This window comes from Pseudoalteromonas sp. OF7H-1, assembly GCF_022347825.1.
In the GTDB taxonomy this organism is placed as follows: Bacteria; Pseudomonadota; Gammaproteobacteria; order Enterobacterales; family Alteromonadaceae; genus Pseudoalteromonas; species Pseudoalteromonas maricaloris.
Map to the genome: position 1 here is coordinate 151486 of NZ_JAKRFX010000012.1, position 26567 is coordinate 178052.

Consider the following 26567-nt stretch of genomic DNA (forward strand, 5'->3'; position numbering starts at 1 on the left):
CTTTTGTAGAACAGGATAAAAACTGTGAGTATCAGTCTAATTTCTGATAACGCGCTCAGCCTCTCCATCGTTTTAGCCATAAGCACGGTTATTTTGAATGGTGATTTTTCTATCGAGGCTGTCAGCAAGGTGTTGGCTGTGCGTAACCATGAGCAAGTTAACGCCTTGCTCTTCGCACAGTTCACGTAGAAGTAATACCACTTCTTCGCTTTTCGCGGCATCTAAGTTTCCCGTCGGCTCATCGGCCAGCAATAACTTAGGCTTGTTGATCATGGCACGTGCGATACCAACTCGCTGCTGCTCACCACCTGACAATTGCTGAGGCAAGGCTGTTAATTTATGCAAAATCCCCAAGCGCTCAGCCAACGCATTAACATCGCTTTGCTTTGGGTTCAATTGATTGAGCTGTGCTTGAAAAACGATATTGTCGTAGACGGATAGAGGTGCAAGCAATTGATAGTGCTGAAATATCATCCCCAAACCACGACGGTAGAGCGCCAGCTCGGTATCATTAAATTGAGTAATATTTTGGCCATCAATAACAATGCTGCCGCTATCAGGCCTTAATAAACCACCAGTAAGATGGATCAGGGTAGTTTTACCCGACCCACTATCACCAACAATCGCGACCTGTTCTTTAGCGGCAATACTGAGGCTAAGCTTATCTAATACGGCTCGATGCACTTCACCATCACGACGCGTGAAGACTAAGTTTTGAACTTCTACCACTGTATGCACATTCCTTTACTACTATGTGGGCGCTACTCAATGCATCAGTCTCGTTAAGTAGCCAGGATCTTTTATTTCTCGTGTCAGCGCAGGTTAGCTAATGTTTAACTACCAAGGAATAGCATCTCCGCTATAGTCGTAAAAGCCTCCGCTTTGTGCATCCACAAAATGAGATAACACGGAATAGATCCCATTTGCAGACTCATCTGGGGTAATTAACGCATTAGGGCCACCCATTTCCGTTTGGACCCAGCCGGGATGAATAGCAACGGTGCGGATCCCTTCACCCAGCAAATCATTTGATAGGCTTTTTACCACTGAGTTTAACGCCGCCTTCGAACTGCGATAGATATAGCCACCGCCTTTAGTATTCATGGTGTGACTACCTACCTTAGAAGAAATGGCCGCAAAAATCTTTTCATTGCCGTTGCAAAGATGGGTGTAAAATAGCTCAGCAAGTCGCATGGTGGAAAATACATTAACCTCCATCACTTCTCGCCACGCTTCTATATCGGTTTCACCAAACGCATAATCTTTCGGCCCATAAATGCCCGCATTGTTGATAACAATATCGATGGCAACAGGGGCCAGCTTCTCGCTTAATTCTTCCATCTGGTCGTAATTGGTCACATCTAGGGCAAATACTTGGAGCTCAGGAAAAGTTGGCGCAAGAGAATTCAGCTCTGTTGCAAGAAGCGGGTCTCGACAAGTTGCTAACACGTGCCAACCAGCCTGCAGATAGGTTTTAGTTAACGCAAGTCCAATACCGCGGTTTGCACCAGTGATCAGTATTTTTTTCACAGTTGAAGCTCCTAAGCCGTTATGACAAAAGCCAATGGTGTTAATTCACTATACTGATGATAGGTTGAATAATCCACTTTTTGCATACGTGATTAGCGCCTCAAGCCACAGCGCACAAATCATGAATTTAATTCAACTTTAATCATTCTCGTTCATTAAGCCAATTCAATGCATCTCCTTTATCATCAAAATACTTCACTTTACCAGTAACAAACCAGTTACCTATTGTTGCAGCAAGTCGATGCCAGTTTTTGCCGCCATATATTGCTACTTTGGCAAATTCAGTGCTATGCTCAAAGGCGAGTCGGAAGTCATCCCACATGGCCCTTGGCTCCCAGCCCTCAAAATCAGTCGCATCAAGAAATGCATAGATTTTAGGCGTTGTTACTGCTTTAAGTGCACTCTCGATTATTGGTGTAATAACAACATAATCTTCATGAGTGAGTTTACCTGTAGGCTTAAGTGTGAGATAAATATCATCTCCAAAGCGCTCAGTGCCTATTGATATACCATGGAATGAATTCGTCATGTTCTCTTCCTTTATGTTTATCTCATAGATAAAAAGCATAATTAAGTCTCAGCTTTTTTGCCAATATCCAAACTTTTTTCATTATTGTCAGCTTCCGTTCAGATTTCTAATACTACCATGCGCGCCGTTGAGTCGATGTAGCTCAATATATGGAAATTAAAGGGATGACTATGAAAAAACTACTATCTATCGCAGCTGTTTCACTACTTGTTTCAGCAGCAGCTCAGGCTAACACTGGTAACGTACAAAAAGAGTGGTTCAACGCCGCTAGTTACACAGATTATGACTATGATGGCTCTGACAACCGCGCACTGATGCTTTCTTCTCGCTATTTCTTCGCACCTCAAGAATCAGTAGGCGTATGGGATGACTTTGGCTACCTTGATACGGACAGCAATGTAGGCGTAAGTTACTTTAACGATGATTATTCAAATGCTTTCTCAGCTCGTGGTGAAGGCTTTATCACTAAAGAATGGTTTGTAACTGCTAGCATCGCAGATCTTGGCGAAGCTGACGACCATTACTCTTTCGGTTTTGGTTACCTTTACAACGACAACCTAAAGCTAAGCATTCGCCAAGAAGAGTTTGAAAACGGTGATACTACTTGGTTCAAAGCTGAGTACAATCACGAACTAAATTCTACAGATTACATTGGTTTCACAGTTGAAACTGAAGACGAATTTGATTACCTAAACCTAAGTGCACGTTACTTCATGCACGTTGGTGGTGACAGCTACTTCACAATCGACTTAGAGCACAACCGTATTGATACTGATGGTTTTGACGACAACGTAACAAACGTGCTTGCAAACTACTACTTCACTCGCAACTTTGCGCTTGGTCTAGGTTCATATGATTCAGACTTAGCAGTAGAAGCTAAATACTTCTTCAACGACACTTACTACCTTAAAGGTAGTGTAGTTGACACAGACGGCGGTGAAACAAGCAACCTAACGTTTGTTGCTCAGTTCTAAATCAACACATGATTGAGGTACATCTGTACCTCCCCCAACTACTCAACACCTCTTCGCGACCACACTCCGCGTTGGGGTGTTTTTTCACATTTTGAAACAAGCTACTCATCTAAATTGGGTGCATTTCGTTTATCAATCGTTATTATGTATCAAAATAATAACGGAAATGCCTATATTATGATGAAGATAAAAACACTCGTGCTCGCCATTGCTGCGGCAGCCGCGCCTTTTGTTTCAGCGTATCAGACCGAAGATACCCGCCTACTCCGCTTTCCAGATATTCACAAAGATAAAGTCACTTTTGTATATGCTGGCGACATTTATATTGCCAATACCAACACAGGTAAAAGCCAACGTCTGACTGACCATATTGGGTTTGAGACTTTCCCTAAGTTCTCTCCAGATGGCAGCAAAATCGCTTTTGCCGCTGAGTATAATGGCAGCCGTCAAATCTATGTGATCAATGCTGATGGTTCAGGATTAAAGCAACTCACTTATTACAACGATGTTGGGCAAATGCCACCTCGTGGTGGGTTCGATTACCGTGTGATGGATTGGACGCCTGACGGCAAACATATCGTCTTTAGAGCAAATCGAACACCGTGGGGCAAACGTATGGGTCGCCCCTATATGGTACCAGTAGAAGGTGGACTTGAGCAGCCGATGGCCATCCCAGAAACTGGCGGAGGTATGCTTTCCCCTGATGGTAGCAAGTATGTTTACACGCCAATCGACAGAGAGTTTAGAACCTGGAAGCGCTCTCGTGGTGGTCGAGCGCAGGATGTTTGGATTTACGACCTTGAAAACAATACGTCTAAACAACTCACCACTGACAAAGCCACAGATCAGCAACCAACTTGGGTGAATGACAGTATTTACTTTGTGTCTGATCGTGACTACACGCTCAACCTTTATAAATATCGCGATGGCAAGTCACCGGTTAAAATGACTGACCACAAAGATTTTGACGTGCTGTGGCCATCAGCCGGACCAGATGCCATTGTCTACGAAAATGGCGGTTACTTATATCGCTTTGACGAAGCGACAAAGACAACTAAAAAGCTAAAAATCGATGTTGCTGGTGTGCGTCAATATGCCATGCCATATAGTAAAAACGTTAGCGACTTTATCGATTCTATGGATATATCACACGATGGTAAGCGTGCATTGTTTACTGCCCGTGGTGAGTTATTCTCAGTCCCAGTAAAACAGGGTCCAACTCGTAACCTCTCTTACACACCAGAAGGCCGTGAAATTGAAGCAAGCTGGTCACCGAATGGCCGTTATATTGCCTACATGAGCGATAAAACAGGTGAATATGAGATCTATCTCAAAGATAGAGCAAATAACAACAAAACCATTCAGTTAACCGACAACGGTACCATCTGGCGCTTTACGCCAATTTGGTCGGCTGATAACAGCAAACTGCTCTTTGCAGATAAAAACCACACGCTATGGTGGGTCGATGCGAAATCTGGTGATATGCATAAAATTGATACCGCCAAATACGACGAAGATGGTCTAACCGAATATACTTGGTCACCAAACAGTGAAGATATTGTTTTTGTTAAAAACAATGAAAACCGTTATGCCTCGCTTTGGCACTATAATACCGAAGATAAAAAGGTCACTCGACTGACTGACAACATGACCAGTGAGCGTAATCCTACTTTCTCGCCTGACGGTAACTACATTTATTTCACTTCTGAGCGTGACTATAACCTCACCTTTAGCAGCTATGAATTTGATTATATGTTTAATAATGCCACACGCATTTATAGCGTTGCGGTGAATAGTGAGATTAAGCCACTTAATGCCTTTGAAAGTGATGAGTTAAGCATTCAATCAGACGATGAAACGAAAAAGGACAGCGAAAAACAAGCAAATCGCATTGAGGCCAACGGCTTTATGTCGCGGGTTGTATCACTCTCAGCCCCAGCGGGTAACTACGGTGCGCTTACAGGTGTTGAAGGGGGCGTACTAACCTTAACTGACGGTGCGTTAAAGCTCCTCGGCACGGAACCAGATAGCAAGCTTGAAACCGTCGCCGAAGGCGTAAGCAGCTATAAAGTTGCCGCTGGTGGTAAGCACCTGATCGCTCGCGCTGGTAACAACTTCAGTGTAATTGCACCAAAGCCAAAGCAAGATTTAAAAGCCAGTCAGCTTGATTTATCTAAGATGACACTGAAAATCGACCCGCAAGTTGAGTGGCAACAAATGTATGTAGAAGGCTGGCGTACCTTACGCGACTGGTTCTACGACGAGCATCACCACGGTCAAGATTGGGATGCTATCTTGGAAAAGTATCAACCACTTGCCAGCGCTGTCGCACACCGTAGCGACTTAGACTATGTACTTAGCGAAATTGCGGGTGAAATCAACGCAGGTCACATTTACGTACAATCTGGTGATGTCCCAACAGCCGAGCGCAAAAAGCATGGTTTACTTGGCGCAGAAATAAGCGCTCATCAGTCTGGCTACGTAAAAATTGAGCGTATCTACAAAGGTGAGAACTGGCATGAAGACTACCGTTCACCACTCGATGAAACTGGCGTGAATGCCAATGCGGGAGACTACATCATCTCGGTAAATGGCCGCTCGGTAAAAGACGTGGTTAACTTCTACGAGCTACTTGAGAACACCCAAGGCGAGCAAGTTGAGCTGGTATTGAGTAAATCACCAAATTCTGATGGTAGCTGGAAAACCACGGTAAAACCTGTCGCCAGCGAGCAAGGCTTACGTTACATGGCATGGGTTCAATCACGCGCAGACTATGTGGATAAACTATCAAACGGTAAGATTGGCTATGTTCACCTGCCAAATACTCATTATGATGGTAACCGTTCATTATTTAAGAACTTTATGCCACAAACGAGCAAAGATGCGCTGATCATCGACGACCGTTATAACGGTGGCGGCTTTATCCCTGAGCACATGATCACTTGGCTTGCCCGTAAACCACTTAACTATTGGAAACGCCGTGGTGTTGAACCAACAAAAACACCTTCGTTTGCACACGATGGTCCAAAAGCGATGCTTATCAATGGTTATTCAAGTTCAGGCGGCGATGCTTTACCTTACTACTTCCGTCAGGCGGGCCTTGGCAAACTGATTGGTACTCGCACTTGGGGTGGTCTTATCGGGATCTCTGGCAATCCTAGTCTTGTTGACGGAGGCCAGGTTATCGCTGCAACCTTCCGAATTCTAGATAACGATGGTAATTGGATTATAGAGAACGAAGGCGTCAGCCCTGATATCGAAGTGATCGATAGACCTGAACTTGTTCATGCAGGTAAAGATCCTTCTGTCGAGCGTGCAGTGAAAGAGCTACTGCAAGAGTTAAAAGATAGCCCGAAGAAAACACTGACAGTGCCTCCTGCACCATCTAAGTTCTGAGCGCGTTACTAGCTCCTCAAAGTGGTTTAAGGCTCTGACTTTAAACCACTTCTTTTATCTCTTTCTGCTTATTCGCTTTGTGCCCCTTAAATAAGTTATAAAAAAGTTACCACCATGTAATATCTCGTAATCGATCTTATCTCTTTTTACGACTACTTTTTATAACGAGTGTTCATCGCTCACCGTCATCAACTTGCTTAAATTTTGAGTTGTCTTGGATAAATATCCTATATCCTAACTTATTTTTTATTTAAGCCAGTGGTATTGCACAACGTTCACCGTCACAAAGGAGCAAACCATGAATGTGCAGAACAAAACAGGCCCATCGGTAGAAGTAGATAAAGAGATTGATGCCAACATCCTCTTAAGCAGTGCACAAAAACAACAAATTAAAGCGCGCAGTAGCGAGTATAAGGCTGCTGATTTATCTTGTCTGAAAGCAATTGCGCAAGCTGCGATTAACGTGGAGTTATTCACAATCCCACTTTATATGACCGGCCTCTACTCGATTCAAGGTACACACCAGATTGCGGACTCTTCAGATCTCTATCCCGGCCGTTACTGGCCTGGACTTGGTCCGACTGCAGGATACATACCTTCAGAACGATTGTCTCCTTACGACTACGATTTAGAAGACAGGTTTATTGGTTTTAGTGATTCTGAACTTAATGTCAATGAACAGGTGTTTAATGGTGTTTATAGTGTATTTATTGAAGAGATGCTGCATCTGCAACTCGCTTCTAATATGGCGAGTAAGTTAGGGCTCACACCGAGCTTCACCAGTCAGGCGTTAATTGACGAAAAATTCGGTTGGAAGTGCTACAACAATCAAAGCGGTATTCCACATATTTTGGACTTTGCAGACTGTACTACAGACTTATCTAAGCTAAGCCCAGAAGTTCAGGCTTATTTCGAACAAATTTTTCCTGGTAAAACATTACAAGACCTGCGCGTTAACGCAACAGAGCTGAATAAAGAACAGACCTTACTCTTTATGCTGATAGAAGAGACTGAAGAAAACGCTAAAAAAATTATTCAGCCGCAGTTTTTAGAGCCAGATGCAAAAACAAAACAGCCGAAGTATTTTGAACAAGCACCATACAACTGGTGGAAACCGGATTACACCGAAAGTGATTTGCCACTATTCGGCTCAATTGGACACATGTACTTGAGTTATTGGGACTATATTCAAATTGAGTATGATGATAACACAACTCTACTCGACTATGCGCTTTCAAAGGCTGAAGCAAACGACGCTAGAGCACAGAGAAACTACTTTAATGAACGTCCCGATGATGCTTCATATCAAGCCCAATTTCCTGAAATAAAGGGCTCTCTTGACACAAGTAATGAACATAATTTGTTAAAAGAAGCACTCATGAATAATGTGAATGCAATCACAGATCAAGGTGAAGGTGACGGCGTTGCAAAAATGATATGTTTACGCTGGGCAGAAGAATCTTGGGCCCAGAATGTTTTGGGTAAATTACAAAGTGCGGTTAATCCAGCTCACCCGAGCACTGTAGATGCACGTTTTCAACCAAATGAACAAGCTTTAGAGCACGACTATAAGAGCACCGATGGCAAGCCATTGTCCGGTTCAGCCTGTGCCCGAATAACCAACAAATATAAAGACCACTTTCAAATTTTCACCGATACTATGAAGCTCATTGTTAGTTATGAAAAACCAACAACGGCTCATAAAGAACGCTACCTGACTTGGTCAACTTGGTTTGCTGAGGGTAATAGTTGGACGAAGGCATTATTGGATCCCAACGGCGGTGATGAAGCTCACGTAAGTAACCCACAACTTCCACCAGTAGATAGCGTAGTGCACGCGCTCAATAATCTTAGGGAAACAGACAAAAAAACGCAGGAAACAAACAAGCTATTTAGTCAATCTGCGGTAGGCACAATTAAAGGTCTAACTACAGCACTTGATCGTTATTGGTCGGGTAAAACCAGTGAATTTCCGGGCCCTGCAATGGGTGGCTCAGGCGATAGGATTTCGATTTGCTGGGCAACCACAGGAATTGCGCCAGATTTAGTAACGGGCATCGCCCCGCAAAATCCGAACACCCTTTATCACGCCTGCCAAGGAATGAGCTATACCAACATTGGTTCGGATGACTTACCACCTCCTGAGGTCTATCACAGTTGTAAGGGAAGTAACGACTGTAAAGCACAAGGTGGCTGTGGTTTTGTTCATAGCACAACGCCCGGCGGTAGCTGTGGTGGTAGCGTATCAACAGGGCCAAAAAGTGCACCTGCTGATAATAAGTGTAATAACTTGGGTGGGTGTGCGGTGCCTATCTCAGCCTCTCAACTCTTCCCAAAACTTTCCGATGAAGAATACGATATGCAGTTATTTAAGTTTAACCTAAAAGATAACAGCTTCTCTGCTATTGATTACACTTATCCGAAAGGCCAACAAGCTCCAACCGATCAATCTACAGATCATGTGCTAATGCCATATAAACAAGGTGATGCCGTATACGATATTGCTTGGCAAGCATACTGCAATGCCAATGGTTTATTGAACGAAGATGGCGAACCTAAAGAGAAGCCAAAACCTTCAGATATTCGTCTAGCTCTTCCTCCATCAACTTGATAGGAAAGATAGCATGACAAATCCAATTCGGACGCAGCAGCTTGCTGCGTCCGCTATCGAAAAACTCACCGACTTGGGGTTTGGTGTTGGCCTGAGAAGCCAGCACTATCCCTTTATTATGTCCCATTTAGAGCGCGGTACATCACTTGGCGTCGACTGGTTTGAAATCATCAGTGAAAACTATATAGATAATCACGGCTATGGTCGGCATGTCCTCGTTCAGTTAAAGGAACAATACCCGCTAGTGATGCATGGTGTGTCAATGAATATTGGTAGCAGTGACCCACTTAACTTTGAATACTTAAGCAAGCTTAAGGAGTTAAGTGAATTCGTTAAGCCACAGCTTATTTCCGATCATTTGTGTTGGACAGGCCTCGCTGGTTTGAATAGTCACGACCTCCTACCTATGCCGTTAACCGACGAAAGCCTACAACACGTTATCAACCGTGTTGCTCAAGTACAGGATTTTTTAGAACGGCCTTTAGTGCTTGAGAACCCATCAACATATCTTGAATTTCAACATTCAACCCTCACTGAAAGTGAGTTCTTTAGTGAGTTAGTCACCGCAACAGGCTGCGGTATGCTGTTGGATGTAAACAATGTTTTTGTTAGTAGCTTTAATCATGGTTTTGACGCTGAAGCGTTTATTCGTCAACTCCCCCATAAACACATCGTTCAAATCCATCTTGCCGGTCCTAGTGACTGCGGTGATTGTTTGATAGACACTCATGACCAGCCAGTGCCCGCCAAGGTTTGGCAGCTTTACCAACTGGCGCAGCACTTAACAGGTGGCGTGTCTACCCTACTAGAATGGGATGCCAATATTCCCAGTTTTCCAGAACTCGTTGATGAGTTAAGCAAAGCAAAACTGGTACTGACAGGGCATATTCCAAAGCAAGATACAGTTACTAACACCAACGCGCTGTCAACTCCAATCGTCAAAGAGCGAGCAGAATTAACATAATGAAAACGCCAGACTTAACGCAAACTCAGCAGTGGCTTAGCACCGTTTTAATGGTACGAGGCGACCTACCACAAAAGCTCAATACCGCTGCAAATCCGCATGGTTTAACGCTGCATGACTGTGTAAAAAGTAGCAAAACACTGGGAGCCATGAGAAGAGTAGACATCTATGCTGCGGGCTATGTGATGCGTTTAGTAGAATGTCTTCGGGGAGAGTTTGCTCTACTTTGCCAGTTTATGGGCGACGAAGTATTCGACACCTTCGCCAAAGCCTTTATTGTCACCTTACCCTCAGAGTCTTGGACACTACATCAACTAGGCTCACGCTTCGCTGATTTTTTAGCACACACTAAACCTAGCGGTGATTTTAATGCCCACCAGCAAGCTATGTTTAGCTTGCCTTCAGAGCTGGCTAAGTTTGAAAGAGCCAAAGCGCTTGCACTGTTAAAATCAGGACCGGAAACCGAGAAATCAACAGCGCTAATAAACGAGATTGAACTCCTTTGCGGCATTGCCGAAGACTTTGTCATGTCGGTGCCAGAATCCGTACAACTCATTCAAACCGATTACCCTTTGCTTCCTCTTATAACCCAGCTTGAGCAAGCAAAACCGTACACCTTGCCAATGCCTGAGCAAACGCATATTGCAATATCGCGCCAACAATATCGCATCAAAATGAATGTATTAAATGACTGGCAAGCGGATTTAATACTGCACTTGAGAGAAAAACCGCTGCGCTATCAAGAAGCAATAACCTACTGTGCTAAGCGCATGAATATGGAGACTCAAATATTGAGAGCGCAGTCAGCAGTTTGGCTGCCAAGCGCGGTTAATAGGGGGCTGTTTATAATTCAAAATGAACCAGCACCCTGCTGATCCAATTTTCTAATAAAGGTTCGGTTGTTAAAGTTAAATAACTCTTGATGGGTTATTTTTATAGGCAATACAAGATAGACTAGCTGTATCGACTGCTGTTCCCAAATAATAATGATAACAATCAATAACCGTAAGCTAGACTTAGCCACGGGTGAACTTATCTACCTTGATGAGACAATCAAATTAGAGGCAAAGGTGCTGGCAGTATTTGAAATACTGTATCAGCATCGCGGAACGCTTGTTACGCAAGAGCACCTACTTAATTCTGTATGGCAAAATACCGTCGTCGCCCCAAATGCACTTCAACGATGTATCGCTCAGCTTAGAAAACTACTTGGGGATAGTGATAAACGTATTATCCAGACTTTTCATAAAAAGGGCTATCGTTTACAAGTTGGGGATCAGCATACTAATTTAAGCCAAAAGCTGAGAGCCTATATTCTCTATTTCGCAGCTTTCATCACCCTCTTCGGTATGTTGTTTATCTATTCAACTATGCCAAAAGCTAATTTCCAACTTTCAGAGGTTACACCTGTAAGTTACGGATTGGAGTTGGAAAGCACTGCGACACTTACCTCAGGTAGAAGGTTGTTATATGTGGCCAGAACGCCGCAAGCAGCGGAACTAAAAGTAAAGGATTTGGATTTCCAAACAACTAAGTTAGTTACCCGTGCATTGGATTTTGTTGGCAAGCCTCAGCTTAACAAATATGGTAAAAAAGCAGTACTCATTGAAACACGCAAAACAAAATCACAAGCTAAGTGTCATCAAGCTATCGTCGTGTTACCAAGGTTTGCTGCCAGAAAAGTGATCTCTCCTTGCTTGAATAGCGAAGTACAGCAAGCCTACTGGGTTGGTCATCAAGTGTTACTTATCGCCAATAACGGGTATGCCCTTTTTACTCCGCACTCAGATTCAGTCACATTTACTTCTTTACCTATAACTGCAACAATTTTAGCGTCCTCATTTAATGAGGGTCAACTTACTTTACTCACCCAAGATCCAGATAAAGAGGCTTATCTCTCTAGTTATATAATTAGCAGAGAAAACGAGCTTTCTCTTCTTCAACAAGAAAAATTGTCTGGTGTAGAATTGGATCGTTCGCTGGTGCTAGTAAATGGGCCAGATACAACACATATACTTTCAACCGCATCTGCGCTCTACATTTTCCAAAACCTCCAGCTTGTACAAACCATTACTGCAATCGGCTCAGAATCGTTTTACATCACTGAATATCTTAAAGATAACAACTACTTAGCGACACAAGTCCGAGAACAAAAGCAGATTAATATTCAAGACAACCACTCTACAAGCCGACTTACAATCAGCCACTACGACGAGCTATCAGGGCAATTCCAACCAAGTGGAAATGCCATTGCATTTCTCTCTAATCGTACAGGTACCAGTGAAGTTTGGTTAAAGCAAGAGCAGCAAGAGATCCCACTCACCCATAACGGACATATCTCGTCTTTTATCTGGACAAAAGATGGTAAACAATTGTGGGCAGCGTCAAAACAAAGCTTACTGAAAATCAATTTAGTCACTGGCATTGAAGTTTTTCCTGCTTTATTTGAAAAGCAAATTATAATGCAATCAATTGAAATAAAAGGAAGTAACTACCTTCTCATCAATGATCTTGGCAATAAACAGCTAGTACTTTTCGACCCTGTAACCAACCATAAACAGCCACTTTATCAGGGGCAGGTTCACTGGGCACAAATACAGAAAAACGGTACTGTCTATATAGCCACACCAGATGAGCCAAACTTAAAAGTACTCGTCAACAATTCGCTCAAACCACAGCTAATAACAAACAAAATTACCTTGCATTGGCGTTTTTACCTACGTGGGAATGAGCTGATTATTCCCGACAAACAGGCGACTATCTGGCGCTATAACGTCAACACGCAAGTTTTGGACATATTGGGCAAATCTGACGAGCAGACTCGCTTGATCACAGATGTTCAACTACATCCTTTTAAGGTTTTAGCTGACTCACCAAAAACACTTAGCGCAAACCAAGTTAAAGTAAAAATAACAGAACCAGAAAACCACTAATATAAAGGTGGCTCACACATGTGCGCCACCTTTATATCACTCTTAATAATGCTAAAGCCGAGACAATACTTGTTCAATATACTGTTTGGCTTCTTCATTTTTTTGCTCTGTTGCTAGCAGCAAGGCACGCTTTAGCTGAAGTGTTGCTTGTGTTGTATCGCCCGCATTCAAAAGAGTCTGCCCATAACGTAAATTGTAAATAACAGAGTTAGGCATAGTCGTAAGTAGCTCATCGAACGCGTTTTTTCCAAGTATTGTATTGCCTTGCGCGAATAAATATTGCCCTAGAGCAAGCTGATTGGCCTTAATATCAATCGAGTATCCATAGCGCTGTTCTAGTTTTTGGTGATATTCTCGCAACCCATTCAGGCCTGACTTGTCAAATTGAGCATAATCTTGAAGCTTTATTGCGCCAAGAATATGTTGTAATCCATGTCTTAGCGCTAGCTGTGCGCCTACATGATAATGATGTTGACTTAAGTCTTCCAACATCAAATGTTGGTGTCGTTTTGAAACGGCGAGCGCAGCAAAAAACGGCCTATTTTCGTCAAAGCTGCCAAGACTGATATATAGGTTATTGGTAAGTTCGCCCTTGGCGATGTTGTCACTAATATCTTCTTTTAGTTGCTTGGGAAGTTGACTCCAAACTGGCGCAGACAATATCGCGCCTTGGAAATACCCGGGCATCTTTCCTAATAAATTCAAAGCAATCGCCGCCCTGCTTGAGTACCCTTCAATGACTTTAAACGGCGAAAGATTAAATTGCCGTATCAATGTTGGTTCAACTTCACTTGCTAACACGCGAGCTAGCAAGGCAAAATACGCTTGGTCAGATAACTTGTCAGCCCCAGCAAAATTCAATTTGGGCACTCGCACAATCACAAGTTGCGGGATAGGTGAAAAACTAGTGTGACTCAACCAGTCCACTTCAGCTTTCAGTACATCAAAACGACTCTCTCCCGCAGTTGTATAAAGCGTCGAGTATGGCTCTTTTCGGTTAACATCAAAATCAAAAGGCAAATATATTTGTACATCAACAGGCCCTCCCAGTAACTTTGAACTCACAGTGATATGCTGTAATTTTGAGGCTATCTGAGCGTGAGTAACTAACGCAAACAACGCGCAATTTAACCACATCAAACTTTTTAAAAGTATTTTCATGCTTTTCTCCATTTTTGGCTAAGCTTATGAAATAAAAACTTTTAAAACTTGATGCATTGCTTATTTTTAATTGATGAATTGCTGATGTGGCTCAATGGGAGTTTGTAAGAGGCTAAATATCAGGTGCTAACAAACATGGTTACCTAAGTCGCAACGTTTAGCACAGTGACTATGGTTGTAAAAAGTGATGCTACGAAGGCTTATTAATTTCGCGTATACACGTTAAGCAACGGAAACTTGTTCTCACCGAAAGCCAGTGTGAGTGAAAGCGTTTCACCGCCAGCAAAACTTTCAGAAAGCTTCATCGGCGCGATCCTTTGCCCGTTTGCTGTTAGTGCCAGCAGGTGTTTTTGTGTTAATGTCCGACGCCCACTCGATTGGTTTTTAATCGTGATCATTGCCCAGCGTTCACCGTTTTCGTTACTCATTAGTACCGCGTTAAGTACCTTGAAGTCACTGATATCTGGGTAAATATTGGCATCATTCGGAAAAGCCAGTTCCATGTTGTTAGGCACTACACTATCAATCGTTAACGCTTCTTCAGCTGCCTGAGTATTGACAGCGAACGCAAGTAACCACAGTCCAGTTATTATCCTTCTAATCATTTAATTTTCCTTCTTTTTTCCGTTGACTAATTCAATTTTTGGGCACGACAATACTAGCACAGCACCAAGGTTAAACTGCAAAACAAAAATGCCAGACTACACACTGTGCGATCTGGCATTTTCTTAACTAACCTGAGGTTTGGATAAGGAATGAGCTAACTCATTGTTTTTAATACCACATTAGATTATACCCTTATCTAGCCAGATAGTTTTAGGGATAACACCGCTTCCGCGTCCTGCTCTCGCTAAGGTACCTACATCCTGTAGGCAAGGCGAATTTACGCACCAATAGCTGGCTATTGGCAGTGAATTCAACGCAGTTAGCGCTAAAACTGGCTGCTAGAAAGGCATTAATTATCCGAAGCTCAGGTTAACTACATTGTTGACAGTAGTGGTATCAATTATAGAGTTTCTTCTAACCACTTGAAGAATTCACGCTGCCAAACTATTCCGTTTTGCGGTGTCAGTACCCAGTGGTTTTCTTCAGGGAAATAAAGGAAACGGCTTTTCAAGCCACGTAGTTTAGCGGCTTGGAAAGCTTGCATCCCTTGGCTCAGCGGTACACGGTAGTCTTTACCACCATGGATCACGAACATAGGCGCATCCCACTTATCCACATAGCTAATTGGGTTAAACTGATTGTATGCTTTGTTGATGGCCGCATTGTTTTGCTCCCAGTACGCGCCACCCAATTCGTTGTTCACAAAAAACATTTCTTCGGTTGTGCCGTACATACTGCGCAAATCAAAAATGCCACAGTGCGCGATAAAGGTTTTGAAGCGGCCATCATGATTGCCAGCTAAGTAAAACGCAGAATAACCACCAAAGCTCGCACCAACTGCCGCGATACGTTTGTTGTCAACGTATGACTCTTTCGCAACATCGTCGATAGCGTCAAGGTAATCTTGCATTACCTTACCACCCCAATCTTGGCTGATATCTTTGTTCCATTTCACACCGTGTCCAGGCATACCACGACGGTTTGGCGCAACCACAATGTAGCCTTGTGATGCCATCACTTGGAAGTTCCAGCGGAAGGAATAAAACTGTGATAACGGCGACTGTGGACCACCTTGAAGGTATAACAGTGTTGGATATTGCTTACGCTTATCAAAATTAGGTGGGTAGATAACCCAAGTTAGCATGTCTTCGCCGTCTTTTGTCTTCACCATTCGCTTTTCAACGTTCGGTAAATCCAAATCAGCATAAAACGCCTCGTTCACATTTGTCAGCGCAACAAGCTTTTTGCTATTCAGATCAAAGCGGAAAATCTCTTTTGCTTGATTCATGCTATTGCGAGTAACCACCAACTTACCGTCTAAGGCAGCAACAATGCTATTTACATCAAACATGCCCTTAGTTAGCTGCTGAATTTTTGGATTAGCTTTGGTTTTGGTGTTCACCGCTACTTGAAATAGCTGGATTGTGCCGTCAACAGGTGCAATAAAATAAATATGCTTACCATCATGACTCCACTCAAAACTGCTTACCGTACCGTCCCAATGCGCAGTTAGATTGATTTCTCTGTTACCCAACTTAACGATAATGTCATTTTTATCCGCCTCGTTACCCGCTTCATCCATACGTAAGAAAGCCAATTGCCCAGTCGACGAGAACTCTGGGCTTTTATCATAACCCAAGTTTTGCTCGGTTAGATTGGTGGTTTTCTTGCTGGCTAAGTTATAACGGTAAATATCTGTGTTGGTACTGCTCGCATATTCTGCGCCAGTCAGCTTTTTACTGACGTAGTAGATATTTTCACCTTTTGGACCCCAAACATAATCGCTTGAACCACCAAATGGTGACGTCGGACTATCAAAAGGCATCCCTTTCATAATGTCGACTTTTTCTTCTGTGATTAGATCCTGATAGAACACATGTTTAACACTGCCGTCTTTCCAGGTATCCCAATGGCGGTAGTTTAAATCATCAAATACATACGCATCTGCTTGCGTAAGCGCTTTGTGTCTATCCGTGGCTAACACAGCTTCAACATTTACAGTGTCATGAAATAGTTTTTTGCTGCCATCTGGTGAAATGTTGTCGTCTGACAATATCCCTTGATACGCGCTTAAAAGCTGGGACACCCCACCCTTTAACGGCACTTGATAAACTTTGCTATCAAAGTCATTGTTTTCAACGTTTGGCGTTGTAACTCGATAAATCACATGGGTGTTGTCTTTAGATAATCCAAGCGCACTCACGCGCTTTACTTGCCAAAGCTTATCTGGGGTCATTACCTCTTTGGCAACTAACCCAAAACTTGGTGCTAATCCTAAGCTAGCACATAAAAGAATTCGCAACATCGCGAAATGCCTCCAATAATCAAATCCCGCCTAGACTACATAAAGCGAGAAGAACTTAAAAGCATTCGCGATAAGATACTTTCGTCTCTAGCGCAAGTAATCTGAAAGTAGCAGAAGTTGCTCAAAATAAATTTACGTTGTGCTGTAAGTTGGCAATTCGGTACTTTCTCGGTGTTTGGTTGAACAATTTCTTAAACGCTTGAACAAACGCAGAGTCAGAAGCGTACCCCAACTCAATAGCAATTTCCTGTATGCTCTTTTGCGACCCTAACAATTGCAAAGATAAAACTAACCTCACATTTTGTCTCCACCGTGAAAATGATTGAGAAAACTCTCTTGAGCACAATCGCGACAAAGTGCGCTCAGAAGCGCCCACTTTTGTTGCCCATTCCTTTAAAGTAAATGGTAGATCCGGTTGCTCTTTAAGCTGTAAGAAAATGGATAAAAGGCGTTTATCGGTAGGTATGAGTAGGGGTATTTCATAACGGTTTGCGATCGTGATTTGATCCCGCAATACCGTTAACAAATGTGTGATATTGGATTGTGCTTGAGTGAGCGTCTCGTTTTCAAATAGCAACAAAATGAGCGCTTTAATAAATGGCGTTACCAAACAGGATTTTGGTTCGTCTCCATACTGAACATATTTGTCGGGATTAAGGTAAATCGCCAAAAACTGTGTATCCGTAATCGCTATGGATTTATGCACTGTATTTGCGGGTATGTAGAGCATGCCATTGTGAGGAACAATCCCGCTTTTATCGCCGATACTCGATTGTAATAGCCCCTGCAAAGGAAACACAATTTGATGCCACGAATGTGAATGGAAGTCATCAATATAGCCAGAAGCCATATTCGTCGTTTTAGTTACGATTTGTTTATCAGAAGAACCTTTGATGAGGTCATTAGCTTGCATCTTGGCGACTTATCAACATTAAACGTCTGTTAGTATAAGTTACGCCATCCAAATTTAATATACCATCTACAGCCTATCGTTAATTAAAAGGCACAAAGATGCATATTCACTTTATCGTTCATGAACATTTTGAAGCGCCCGGCGCCTATGAATCTTGGGCAAATAAACGCGACCATACCATTACCTACTCGCGAGTTTATCAAGGCGAACCACTCCCAAAAAATGCCAAAAACCTAGATTTTTTGATTGTAATGGGAGGACCTCAAAATCCGTCGACAACTATTGAGCAATGCCCACACTTCGATACAAAAGGTGAGCAAGAAGTCATCTTGAACTCGATTACCGCCGGAAAAGTCGTGCTTGGTATATGCCTAGGGTCGCAACTCATTGGTGAAGCATTAGGTGCAACATTTGAACCTAGCCCTGAGCGTGAAATAGGAAAATACCCGATAACCTTGACGGAAGCTGGGATGACACATCCACTATTTAGTCATTTTGGAAAAGTGTTGGATGTCGGCCATTGGCATAATGATATGCCAGGACTCACCAATGGATCACAAGTGATTGCATATAGTGCGGGGTGCCCAAGGCAAGTTGTCGCCTACAGAGACCTAGTATACGGCTTTCAGTGCCATATGGAATTTACCAAAGATATCGTCGCATCACTGATTGAAAATGACGACCTCAATGACGCTTCACAGTATCGATTTGTAGATGAGCCAGAGATTTTGCTGAACCATAACTATGACGAAATGAATCAAAAACTGCACGACTTTTTAGACAAGTTAGAAAGCTTTTATAAATCAAAAGTTGAGTGTTAATCATATTATTTAACCTGCCTAATTGCTCAGGCTAGCGGCCTCTGTACGTCTAAAAAATATAATTGCTTATTAAGGAAAATTTAGGTGTAATGAATAAATAATAAGCGCTGAGCAATGCAGGGAAAGCTTACATAACAAATAGCTAAGCTGATTAAACTAACTAAGAGCGCTAAAGCCTCTAAAAAGCCTATTTTTTTCTAAGTAAGTCCACAGCATAAACGACACCAACTCTGTCACACCGAGCAGGTGACGGCTCAACCCAACAAACGATTATGCAACACAAACTGCATGTCGCATAAATACTAAATTTTTATACAACTACGGATAGCCCAGAGTATGCCCAATCCTTTTATTCCTGAATCGTTCAAGCCTCCGACGTTTTTTGATAGTGAAAATTTTCACTTCAGAGTGCTTGAAGAAGAAGTTGCTGAGTTAGACTTTGAAGCGGTAATGTCCAGTCAAAAAAGGCTACAAGGAATATTTGGCCCTGAAACTGAGTGGCCTAAAGTTAATATGACCCTCGAAGAAAATATAGAAAGCTTAAAGATTCATAAACAAGAATTTGAATCAAGGGATGCTTTTGCATATTCCATATTTAACAATTCAAAGGAAAAATGCCTAGGCTCTGTTTATATAGATCCAAGCCGATCACTAAATTATGACTGCGAAGTCTACTTGTGGATTCGAGATGATAGTATTGCGTTAGAAAAAATACTTTATCAGACTGTCTTAAATTGGCTTCAATCAGTGTGGCCTTTCTCAAAAATAGCATTACCGGGCAAGTCGATTTCATGGAAAGATTGGACTCGTGAGTTAAAAGTTGTATAACAAGCCAATAAAGCACTAACACAGACCCACCACAGTTCGCATCTAGATTATGATGGGTGTCTGCTATTCGCTATAACAGTTAAAAATAAATGGAAATATAGTATTGGCACGTTACTTCCATGCTAAAACTATATTTCCAATATTACCGCACACCTAGCTACAACAGGCCCGAAATAGAATTTACTAAACCTTGAACTAGCTTGGGTCGAGCCTCAACGAATTCCAGATTTACTTTATTCGCTGTAGAAACGATCCGTGTTTGATACTTTTTACGGTCAGTCACCTCGTTTGAAGTTACTGATTTATAGCCTGAGTTACCTTGCTTTAGTTTAGCTCTATTTCCTTCTTGTACTTCAACACCAGATTTCGCGCGCTCAGAAACCTGTAAGTCAGTAACAATATTAAAATAAACATCTTCTACCATTGCGTCAGCAACAAAGCCTGCAGCAGCGCCAAGCAAGCCTGCTGCTGCTTGCCCTCGACCACTACCAAACTGAGCACCAACAATAGCACCCGCTACAGCCCCACCATAGCCTTGGGCTAAAATTCCCCGATTTTCATCAGCGGTTGTTCTGCCTGCTTTGAGAATATTCGCTTGGATCCAAAAGTGCGCTGCATCTGGGTCATTAACAACCTTGTAGCCTTTTGACAGTAATGCAGTTTGTATCTCGTTAGCGATGACTAAATCCTGCTTATCCGATGTGTTCCTGAGTTGTAAAAATACTGTACGCTTGTCCTGACTGACTGGGTCAAGAAATATAGAGTCGCTCATTTTAGTTTCAACTCTTAAATCCCGCTTTTTCACCGCAGTGTGCATCGCATTACAACCAACTAATTGCATCACTAGAAAAAATGAGCATAGCGTAAAAACCAATTTCCAAGCACCGAATCTAGGTGTCGATATAAAATGTTGTGATATAGCTCCGTGTTCCATGTCCATAAACCCTTCAATTTTGTTAACACTCAGATAATTTATTCAATGAATCAATACTGAACAAGGTGGAAATTTCGACCCTGTTTTATGCTGCTTTTTTCACGCATCCTTATTTTTCAAAGCAACTTGCTCTCGCTCAAATACATAAGGATGGTTATGGACCTGCATAAATACACTCCTCTACGCACAACCCTAATTACGCTGTTAACAGGCGCTTTAGTCGCATGCGGTGGGGACTCAGATAACGATATAAATAAACCAACAAACAGCCTACCGATTGCTCAAGCAGGAGAACATCAAACGGTCGATGAAAAGGCAACCGTCACATTACACGGTAGTGGCACAGATAACGACGGAGTGATTCAAAGCTACCAGTGGCAGCAACTTTCAGGCCCCCCTGTTTTGTTATCAGACCAAAGCAACGCAACTTCCTCGTTTGTGGCTCCGGATGTCACAGAGAACGAAGAATTAAGTTTCGAGTTAACGGTTATTGATGATAAAGGAGGAAGTGCGACTGACCAGGTGGTTGTCACCGTAAACAACCTGAACAACATAACGATTCAATTGCAAGTACCTCAGAGCATCGCGAAAGGATCGTGGGCACAATTAAAAGCAGATATATCGAGTGCCGTTGAAATTGACAGCATCGTATGGGAAGAATCAACAGATATAGAGCTTAACATTGATAACGATAAACCTGATTTTGCTTCACTAAAAATCCCTGAAGACTACACTGGAGATAACCTTGAGTTTACGGTCACAGTCTCAGATAAGTCAGGCTACTCTACCTCTGCAAGCACCAATGTGGCAGTTGCTGAAGCAATAGATTTTGTTGACTACACAGGTGACCATGACGAGCAACCGCTTGAAGATGCTGAAGTCATAGCTACATTAGACCCGAGCAGCGAATTGAAGCCAGCAACAAGAGGCGTTGACGGTTACACAACCTTCATCGTTGATGGCCAATCGGGAGTAGAAATTACCCCGGAGATGGGTAGACTCACAATCACCGCAGGTGCGTTAAGCGACATACAAGTCGGTGATATTATAGTCGGTGTCACCGCTGATGATGACACCGGGTTTATGCGTGAGGTTCTTGATATTAATGGTAATATTTTAACTACTTCCCATGCACCATTACACAAAGCTTTTCCAGATGCTGACGTTAAACTAGACCTTGTTATAACGAACCAAGCTGCAACACTTAATCAGTCGGTTTCAACTGCTAATAACACGGTACAGTCAAGTGTAGATATTCCTATCTTAACGTTCTCAAGAACACTGCAGCAAAAACTAAGCCCTGAGGTCACGTCAGTTGTAGAACTCGAGATGAACTCAAGCGCTACAATTGGGATAGAGTTTTCAATTATTCGAGGTGAAGTAACTCACTTTTCTACAATTGCTCAAGCAGATTATCTAACTAAGACCTACCTTAATGCTGACTATGAATATCAAGGCAGTCTGAGCAAAAGCAAAGTATTCAACCCTATAGTCAACAAAAACGTAAAGCTATTTGTTGGACCAATACCTTTGTTTTTGAACGTTAAACTACATCCGCAACTAGGTGCTTACTTGGGCGTCGCAGGTGAAGCCCATTTAAAAATGGGTATTAGTGCTTCAGGAGAGTATAAAACCGGATTCAAATATCAAAACGACAAACTGAGCCCAGTTAACAGCTTTGTACCCGTCATATCTCAAATTGGACCTGAATACCAACTATCAGGTGAAACATCAGCAAAAGTAGAAGCCGAACTACAATTTATGCTTTCTGCTTATGAGTTATCTGTCGCATTACCTTTTGGTAATAAAATAGAGTTAGATGGCCCAGGAGCAGGATTAGCAATGGGGCCATATGCTGAATATATCGCAACTGCAGAACTTAACAATACACAACAGACAGTCAAATGCAGCTTAGCTCTATCATTAGGTTTAGGTGTTGATGCCAATTTAGATTATGGATTTGTTGGAGATATTCTTGGCTTAACCAACGAAGAAAAAAACAAAAATATTCCTCTTTACGATTTTAATCGACCAATTTGGAGCTCTGAAGTTTGCCCATTTGAGACTCAATTCAATACGCTTACAGGTGCTATTTCCGATGTTGACGGCAGCCCCATAACGGGTGCTGATGTTTCATTAACAAGCGTTAGCACTGGGCTTTCTCAACAATTATCATCCGATACCAGTGGCGCCTTTAGTTCTTCACCACTCGCGGTTGGTGATTATCATGTCATCGCTTCTAAATCGGGTTTTCAACCAGAGCGCATTACAATCACTGTTACCGAGGACACCAACCAACCAGTTCAATTAATTCTGCTCAGTGGTGAGCCCGTAGATGATAGCAACCCAATTGACGACAACCTAGGCAACCCGCGCAAACAAGCTCGTGTCACAGGAGACCCAAATTTACGTACGTTTGACGGCTTAAACTATGGATTTAATGGCGTTGGTGAGTATATCTTAGCCAAGTCCAATATCGACTCTTTTGAGATTCAGGGCCGTTATGTCGCAGTCCCTGGCAATCAACATGTGTCTTTCAATGCCGCTGTCGCCGCAAATGTAGCAGGAACAAGAGTCACCTTTTACCCAAATGATGAAGGCCTTGCCATACTTATTGATGGTCAATTACAAACATTAAATAACGGTGCTCGTGAGCTTCCTAATCAAGCAAGTATCTTTAAACAAAATAATCATCATTACGAAATAACTTGGCCAGACACCTCATTACTAAAGGTGTATCGACGGGGTGAGTTTGTCGAGACAGAAGTGCTTTTACCAAACTCTCGTGCGGGCAGCGTTAATGGATTACTTGGATACTTTGATGGCAACGTCGACAATGACTTAACGGATGCTAACGGCAAGCAAATTGAAGACAAAGGTAACTTTAATCAACTTTATGATATTTATGGCAATAGTTGGCGTGTAACATCCGAATCCTCTTTGTTCGACTACTTCAATGATGAGACTCCTGAAAGCTTCGTTGATCTCAACTTTCCACGAACATTGTTAACTCAAGCGAGGTTAGAGGCACAAATTGGTAGTGCGGAATATCAAAGGGTTAAAGAATTGTGCCAAAAGTATGTAAGCATAAAAAGTAGGCTTGAAGCATGCATCATAGATGTTGCTTTAACAGGAAACGAAAGCGATTTAAGCGCTTATCGCGCAATTTCGGAGCCAACATCTGAGTTAATATTAAAAGTTCCACCACAAATCACAATATTGTCTCCAACACCTGGCGCAATTTTGAGTAGTAACATCTTAATAGAAGGCAAGATTGAAACAGTTCAATCAAGTATCGCCAAATTATTTATTTCTATAAATGGAGAGGCCAAAAGAGACATTAGCTTTGCGCTAAATAGTGGCAGCTTCGCACTCACTCAACCAGCGGAGTCTTTTGTTCAAGGTGAAAACAACATTATACTCTATGCGACAGATAGCAAGGGGAGCCGAGCAAATTCAATTATTGGCTTTACATTTGACAGTAATGTCGCACCTGCAGCTGGTGGAGATTTAATTGTATTCAATGATGTCAATATTCTAGATAATGAGCGTATTTACATAGCCGATAACACACAGTTTGCGAAAAACCTAGCCAGCTTTTCAGGAAACAGCCTCCGTGCCCAAGGTTCTAAAATAGTTCTAGATCGATCTCACGACTCTCGCTGCAGTTGGTCATGCCAACCTATTAATTACCTGTACAGTACTTGGGAAGATTTAGGTTTTGAAGTTATCACATATCAGTCTCTAGAAGATTGGGATCTCGATGACCCACAAGTAAAACTTATCGTACTCTGGACTCCACTTAACTCATATTCTCCAGATGAAGTCAGTCGCTTAAAACAATTTGCTGCGCAGGGGGGAAGAATTGTATTTGTCGGTGAGCACGAGCTTTTCTATGGGCTAAAAGGCATTGAAGTCGAAAACAAATTCCTTATCAGTATGGGAGCATTTATGCGTAACATTGGAAAAGATGTATACGGCGGCGACCATTATTTTGATGTCAGTGAAGATAACCAACATCAAACAGTTCAGAATGTAGAAACTTTAGTGTTCAACAGAGTATCACTACTCTCTCTCGGTCCAAACGACTACCCCTTGGTGAAAAGTGCCGATGGTTTAGACGTAATCGCAGGAGTTGCACGTATTGATATCAATAATCAACCCAATGAACGCCAACAATATTACTTTATGCTACACCAGAGTAATAAGCCCAAAAACCCGCCATCACCTATCGTAAGTGATCGCTCAACAAAATAAAAATAAAGCAGGCCTACTCATGCACAATTTGATGAGTGGGCCATAAAATCTAGCCCTAGTCGATTTAATTAGAGACCACAGCTAAACCACCTGACGTTAATAAGCCAGAATAACAGGGCTAAATTAAACTTGGCTGTTGTATGTGTGTCAAAAAGCGGACGCTTGGTACTAACTCGCATTTGCCCCAAAATAAGCTAGAGAAATCTAACTCCCTAGTGTTGATTAATAAACAAACGCTCCCATAATATAATTACTTGGAAAACGGGAATAATCTCACACCATTGGGAAGCGTTAGTTTCCGTGGGGATAACACCCTAACCCTTTGCGCGCTCATCCGTTCGTCGTGTCGTCGTATTACTCTTATGACATGTATCAATGAATGACGTGCAGGCCGTTCGGTGAGAAACGAACGGTCTTGGAATCTAGAGGATAAAAACCGTTCTTTTCTCCCGTCCTTAAGTTACGCGTGAGACGGTGGCAATCGCCCCGGTAACTATGAGGATAACGTTATGTCTGATACAGAAGACCCAAGTAAAGAAGAACAGACCCGAATGCGGCGACGTAAAGTCGTTAAACATCTAGTCAAGCCATGTAAATGGCTAACTAAACTCTTGGCTCTCTATAGATTTTATAGATGGGTTGAGGACCCGATAAGCAACTTTTTGGAGTGGCTCGTCGAGGGTGATGGCTCGGGACCTCTAGATAACTATATCGTTGGAGGAATGAGAACTGAGAACGCGGAACCGTTATCCGATAGATCAATCGCCCTTATATAAATTACAGGCAAAAAGGAAGCTAGCCGAGTTACTAGGTATGGACCTTAAAGTCTTACTGAGCTTATCCGAAGACGAAAATAACTTCCGAATATTCACTATCCAAAAGAACGGCAAAGATCGAGAAGTCCAAGTCCCGAAGTCAATCTTAGAGCAAGTCCACAAGAGACTATTTAAGCTCTTACAGCGAATAGAAACTCCTGAATACCTCCACTCAGGGATCAAGAAAAAATCACATATAACGAACGCCAAGACCCACGAAGAAGGCTCCGCGCTGGTCAAACTAGATATTAAGAAATATTACCCGTCGACGAAACGAGAAGCCGTCTATCAGTTTTTCAGAACCTGTTTATTCTGTTCGCCTGACGTATCAAAAATACTTACAAATCTAGCTTGTGTTAATGGTCATATCCCGACGGGGAGTCCTTTAAGTCAGATCTTAGCGTTCTTTTCGTCTTTGCCGATGTTCGAAAAAATAGGCGAGTTGTCCGCTACTAATCAGATAACCTTTACGGTCTATGTTGACGACTTAACGTTTTCCGGAAAGGCTGTCCCAGGGGCTTTTATTTGGGAAGTTAAGAAGCTAATACACGGTTACGGTTATCAGTATCATAAAGAGTTCTCTAGTCCTCCCGAAAAGACCAAGCTAGTAACTGGCGTCGCAATTAACGACAAAGGCTTACAAGTCCAAAATAAACACCATGAAGCGATCCACAAGTTATACGTCGAGTATATCGAAGGAACCTTAAAGCCTGAAAACAAGGCGAAGCTTCTCGGGATGTTAAGTTCCGCTTCTCAGGTTAGCGGACGTTACGAATCAATCTTTCGGCATTTATTAAGGTTGGAGAAATGATGAAGAGTCAGTTAGCCTACTTCCTCTTGTCCAAAAATAAGTTGGCATTAATACGCGAATTCAACTCCGAAGTGCACCACTCGCTAAATTAAGCTGCTTTACGTAATTCATTGAATACTACAGCAGGCTGTTTATATCCTAAACACTTTCTCGGTCTGGCATTTAATGTCCGCTCAATA

The 26567-nt window shown here is 42.4% G+C and carries 18 protein-coding genes; 10 read left to right on the forward strand and 8 right to left on the reverse strand.

The features are described 5' to 3' along the window. Window positions 1-72: 72 nt before the first annotated feature. From MHN30_RS15725 to MHN30_RS15735, 3 genes are all read right to left on the reverse strand, one after another. Window positions 73-729, reverse strand: coding sequence for an ABC transporter ATP-binding protein (locus tag MHN30_RS15725; RefSeq protein WP_239360299.1), 657 nt, complete (start codon window positions 727-729; stop codon window positions 73-75). Window positions 730-837: 108 nt separating this feature from the next. After that, entirely contained in the window at window positions 838-1530 is a 693-nt protein-coding gene (locus tag MHN30_RS15730) for an SDR family oxidoreductase (RefSeq protein WP_239360300.1), read from the reverse strand. 142 nt (window positions 1531-1672) lie between these two features. Then, window positions 1673-2059 carry an STAS/SEC14 domain-containing protein gene (locus tag MHN30_RS15735; protein ID WP_239360301.1) on the reverse strand — a complete coding sequence of 129 codons (387 nt, stop codon included), beginning with the start codon at window positions 2057-2059 and terminating at the stop codon, window positions 1673-1675. A gap of 170 nt (window positions 2060-2229) precedes the next feature. Here MHN30_RS15735 and MHN30_RS15740 point away from each other — a divergent pair, with 170 nt between their 5' ends. From MHN30_RS15740 to MHN30_RS15765, 6 genes are all read left to right on the forward strand, one after another. Then, entirely contained in the window at window positions 2230-3033 is an 804-nt protein-coding gene (locus MHN30_RS15740; RefSeq protein WP_239360302.1) for a putative porin, read from the forward strand. A gap of 144 nt (window positions 3034-3177) precedes the next feature. Next, entirely contained in the window at window positions 3178-6429 is a 3252-nt protein-coding gene (locus tag MHN30_RS15745; protein WP_205992132.1) for a S41 family peptidase, read from the forward strand. Window positions 6430-6727: 298 nt separating this feature from the next. Then, the gene (locus MHN30_RS15750) at window positions 6728-9040 is read left to right on the forward strand and encodes a ferritin-like domain-containing protein (protein ID WP_130165817.1); all 2313 of its coding nucleotides are present in this window, start codon (window positions 6728-6730) and stop codon (window positions 9038-9040) included. Between the two features lie 13 nt (window positions 9041-9053). Next, window positions 9054-10004 carry a DUF692 domain-containing protein gene (locus MHN30_RS15755; protein ID WP_239360303.1) on the forward strand — a complete coding sequence of 317 codons (951 nt, stop codon included), beginning with the start codon at window positions 9054-9056 and terminating at the stop codon, window positions 10002-10004. Then, on the forward strand, window positions 10004-10879 hold the full coding sequence (locus MHN30_RS15760) for a DNA-binding domain-containing protein (RefSeq protein ID WP_239360304.1): 876 nt from the start codon (window positions 10004-10006) through the stop codon (window positions 10877-10879). The genes MHN30_RS15755 and MHN30_RS15760 overlap by 1 nt, the downstream gene beginning before the upstream one ends. A gap of 111 nt (window positions 10880-10990) precedes the next feature. Further along, window positions 10991-12937 carry a winged helix-turn-helix domain-containing protein gene (locus MHN30_RS15765; protein ID WP_239360306.1) on the forward strand — a complete coding sequence of 649 codons (1947 nt, stop codon included), beginning with the start codon at window positions 10991-10993 and terminating at the stop codon, window positions 12935-12937. A gap of 51 nt (window positions 12938-12988) precedes the next feature. On the opposite strand, the gene MHN30_RS15770 is transcribed toward MHN30_RS15765, so the two are convergent. From MHN30_RS15770 to MHN30_RS15785, 4 genes are all read right to left on the reverse strand, one after another. After that, on the reverse strand, window positions 12989-14098 hold the full coding sequence (locus tag MHN30_RS15770) for an alpha/beta hydrolase-fold protein (RefSeq protein WP_239360308.1): 1110 nt from the start codon (window positions 14096-14098) through the stop codon (window positions 12989-12991). Window positions 14099-14301: 203 nt separating this feature from the next. Then, window positions 14302-14703, reverse strand: coding sequence for a hypothetical protein (locus tag MHN30_RS15775; protein WP_239360310.1), 402 nt, complete (start codon window positions 14701-14703; stop codon window positions 14302-14304). Window positions 14704-15104: 401 nt separating this feature from the next. Next, entirely contained in the window at window positions 15105-17009 is a 1905-nt protein-coding gene (locus MHN30_RS15780; protein WP_130165812.1) for a S9 family peptidase, read from the reverse strand. A 121-nt stretch (window positions 17010-17130) separates the two neighbouring features. Beyond that, complete coding sequence (locus MHN30_RS15785) at window positions 17131-17922, reverse strand: AraC family transcriptional regulator (RefSeq protein WP_130165811.1); 792 nt, start codon at window positions 17920-17922, stop codon at window positions 17131-17133. A gap of 98 nt (window positions 17923-18020) precedes the next feature. Here MHN30_RS15785 and MHN30_RS15790 point away from each other — a divergent pair, with 98 nt between their 5' ends. Both MHN30_RS15790 and MHN30_RS15795 read left to right on the forward strand, forming a co-directional pair. Next, a complete protein-coding gene (locus tag MHN30_RS15790) occupies window positions 18021-18743 on the forward strand; it encodes a type 1 glutamine amidotransferase (RefSeq protein WP_239360311.1) in 723 nt (240 codons plus the stop codon). Between the two features lie 336 nt (window positions 18744-19079). Next, the gene (locus MHN30_RS15795) at window positions 19080-19571 is read left to right on the forward strand and encodes a hypothetical protein (RefSeq protein WP_130165809.1); all 492 of its coding nucleotides are present in this window, start codon (window positions 19080-19082) and stop codon (window positions 19569-19571) included. A gap of 157 nt (window positions 19572-19728) precedes the next feature. On the opposite strand, the gene MHN30_RS15800 is transcribed toward MHN30_RS15795, so the two are convergent. Continuing rightward, the gene (locus MHN30_RS15800) at window positions 19729-20505 is read right to left on the reverse strand and encodes a complement resistance protein TraT (RefSeq protein WP_239360312.1); all 777 of its coding nucleotides are present in this window, start codon (window positions 20503-20505) and stop codon (window positions 19729-19731) included. 156 nt (window positions 20506-20661) lie between these two features. Between MHN30_RS15800 and MHN30_RS15805 the strand changes: the two genes are divergently transcribed. Both MHN30_RS15805 and MHN30_RS15810 read left to right on the forward strand, forming a co-directional pair. Continuing rightward, window positions 20662-24762 (forward strand): VWD domain-containing protein, encoded by a 4101-nt coding sequence (locus tag MHN30_RS15805; protein WP_239360313.1) that lies wholly within the window; start codon window positions 20662-20664, stop codon window positions 24760-24762. Window positions 24763-25575: 813 nt separating this feature from the next. Further along, window positions 25576-26388 (forward strand): reverse transcriptase family protein, encoded by an 813-nt coding sequence (locus MHN30_RS15810; RefSeq protein ID WP_222244184.1) that lies wholly within the window; start codon window positions 25576-25578, stop codon window positions 26386-26388. Window positions 26389-26567 lie beyond the last annotated feature (179 nt).

Coding starts and splice junctions, on each gene's coding strand:
- MHN30_RS15800 (WP_239360312.1), bottom strand. CDS start 20,505: ATGGAACACGGAGCTATATCACAACATTTTATATCGACACCTAGATTC.
- MHN30_RS15805 (WP_239360313.1), top strand. CDS start 20,662: ATGGACCTGCATAAATACACTCCTCTACGCACAACCCTAATTACGCTG.
- MHN30_RS15775 (WP_239360310.1), bottom strand. CDS start 14,703: ATGATTAGAAGGATAATAACTGGACTGTGGTTACTTGCGTTCGCTGTC.
- MHN30_RS15770 (WP_239360308.1), bottom strand. CDS start 14,098: ATGAAAATACTTTTAAAAAGTTTGATGTGGTTAAATTGCGCGTTGTTT.
- MHN30_RS15750 (WP_130165817.1), top strand. CDS start 6,728: ATGAATGTGCAGAACAAAACAGGCCCATCGGTAGAAGTAGATAAAGAG.
- MHN30_RS15790 (WP_239360311.1), top strand. CDS start 18,021: ATGCATATTCACTTTATCGTTCATGAACATTTTGAAGCGCCCGGCGCC.
- MHN30_RS15785 (WP_130165811.1), bottom strand. CDS start 17,922: ATGCAAGCTAATGACCTCATCAAAGGTTCTTCTGATAAACAAATCGTA.
- MHN30_RS15795 (WP_130165809.1), top strand. CDS start 19,080: ATGCCCAATCCTTTTATTCCTGAATCGTTCAAGCCTCCGACGTTTTTT.
- MHN30_RS15755 (WP_239360303.1), top strand. CDS start 9,054: ATGACAAATCCAATTCGGACGCAGCAGCTTGCTGCGTCCGCTATCGAA.
- MHN30_RS15735 (WP_239360301.1), bottom strand. CDS start 2,059: ATGACGAATTCATTCCATGGTATATCAATAGGCACTGAGCGCTTTGGA.
- MHN30_RS15765 (WP_239360306.1), top strand. CDS start 10,991: ATGATAACAATCAATAACCGTAAGCTAGACTTAGCCACGGGTGAACTT.
- MHN30_RS15740 (WP_239360302.1), top strand. CDS start 2,230: ATGAAAAAACTACTATCTATCGCAGCTGTTTCACTACTTGTTTCAGCA.
- MHN30_RS15780 (WP_130165812.1), bottom strand. CDS start 17,009: ATGTTGCGAATTCTTTTATGTGCTAGCTTAGGATTAGCACCAAGTTTT.
- MHN30_RS15745 (WP_205992132.1), top strand. CDS start 3,178: ATGTATCAAAATAATAACGGAAATGCCTATATTATGATGAAGATAAAA.
- MHN30_RS15760 (WP_239360304.1), top strand. CDS start 10,004: ATGAAAACGCCAGACTTAACGCAAACTCAGCAGTGGCTTAGCACCGTT.
- MHN30_RS15810 (WP_222244184.1), top strand. CDS start 25,576: ATGGACCTTAAAGTCTTACTGAGCTTATCCGAAGACGAAAATAACTTC.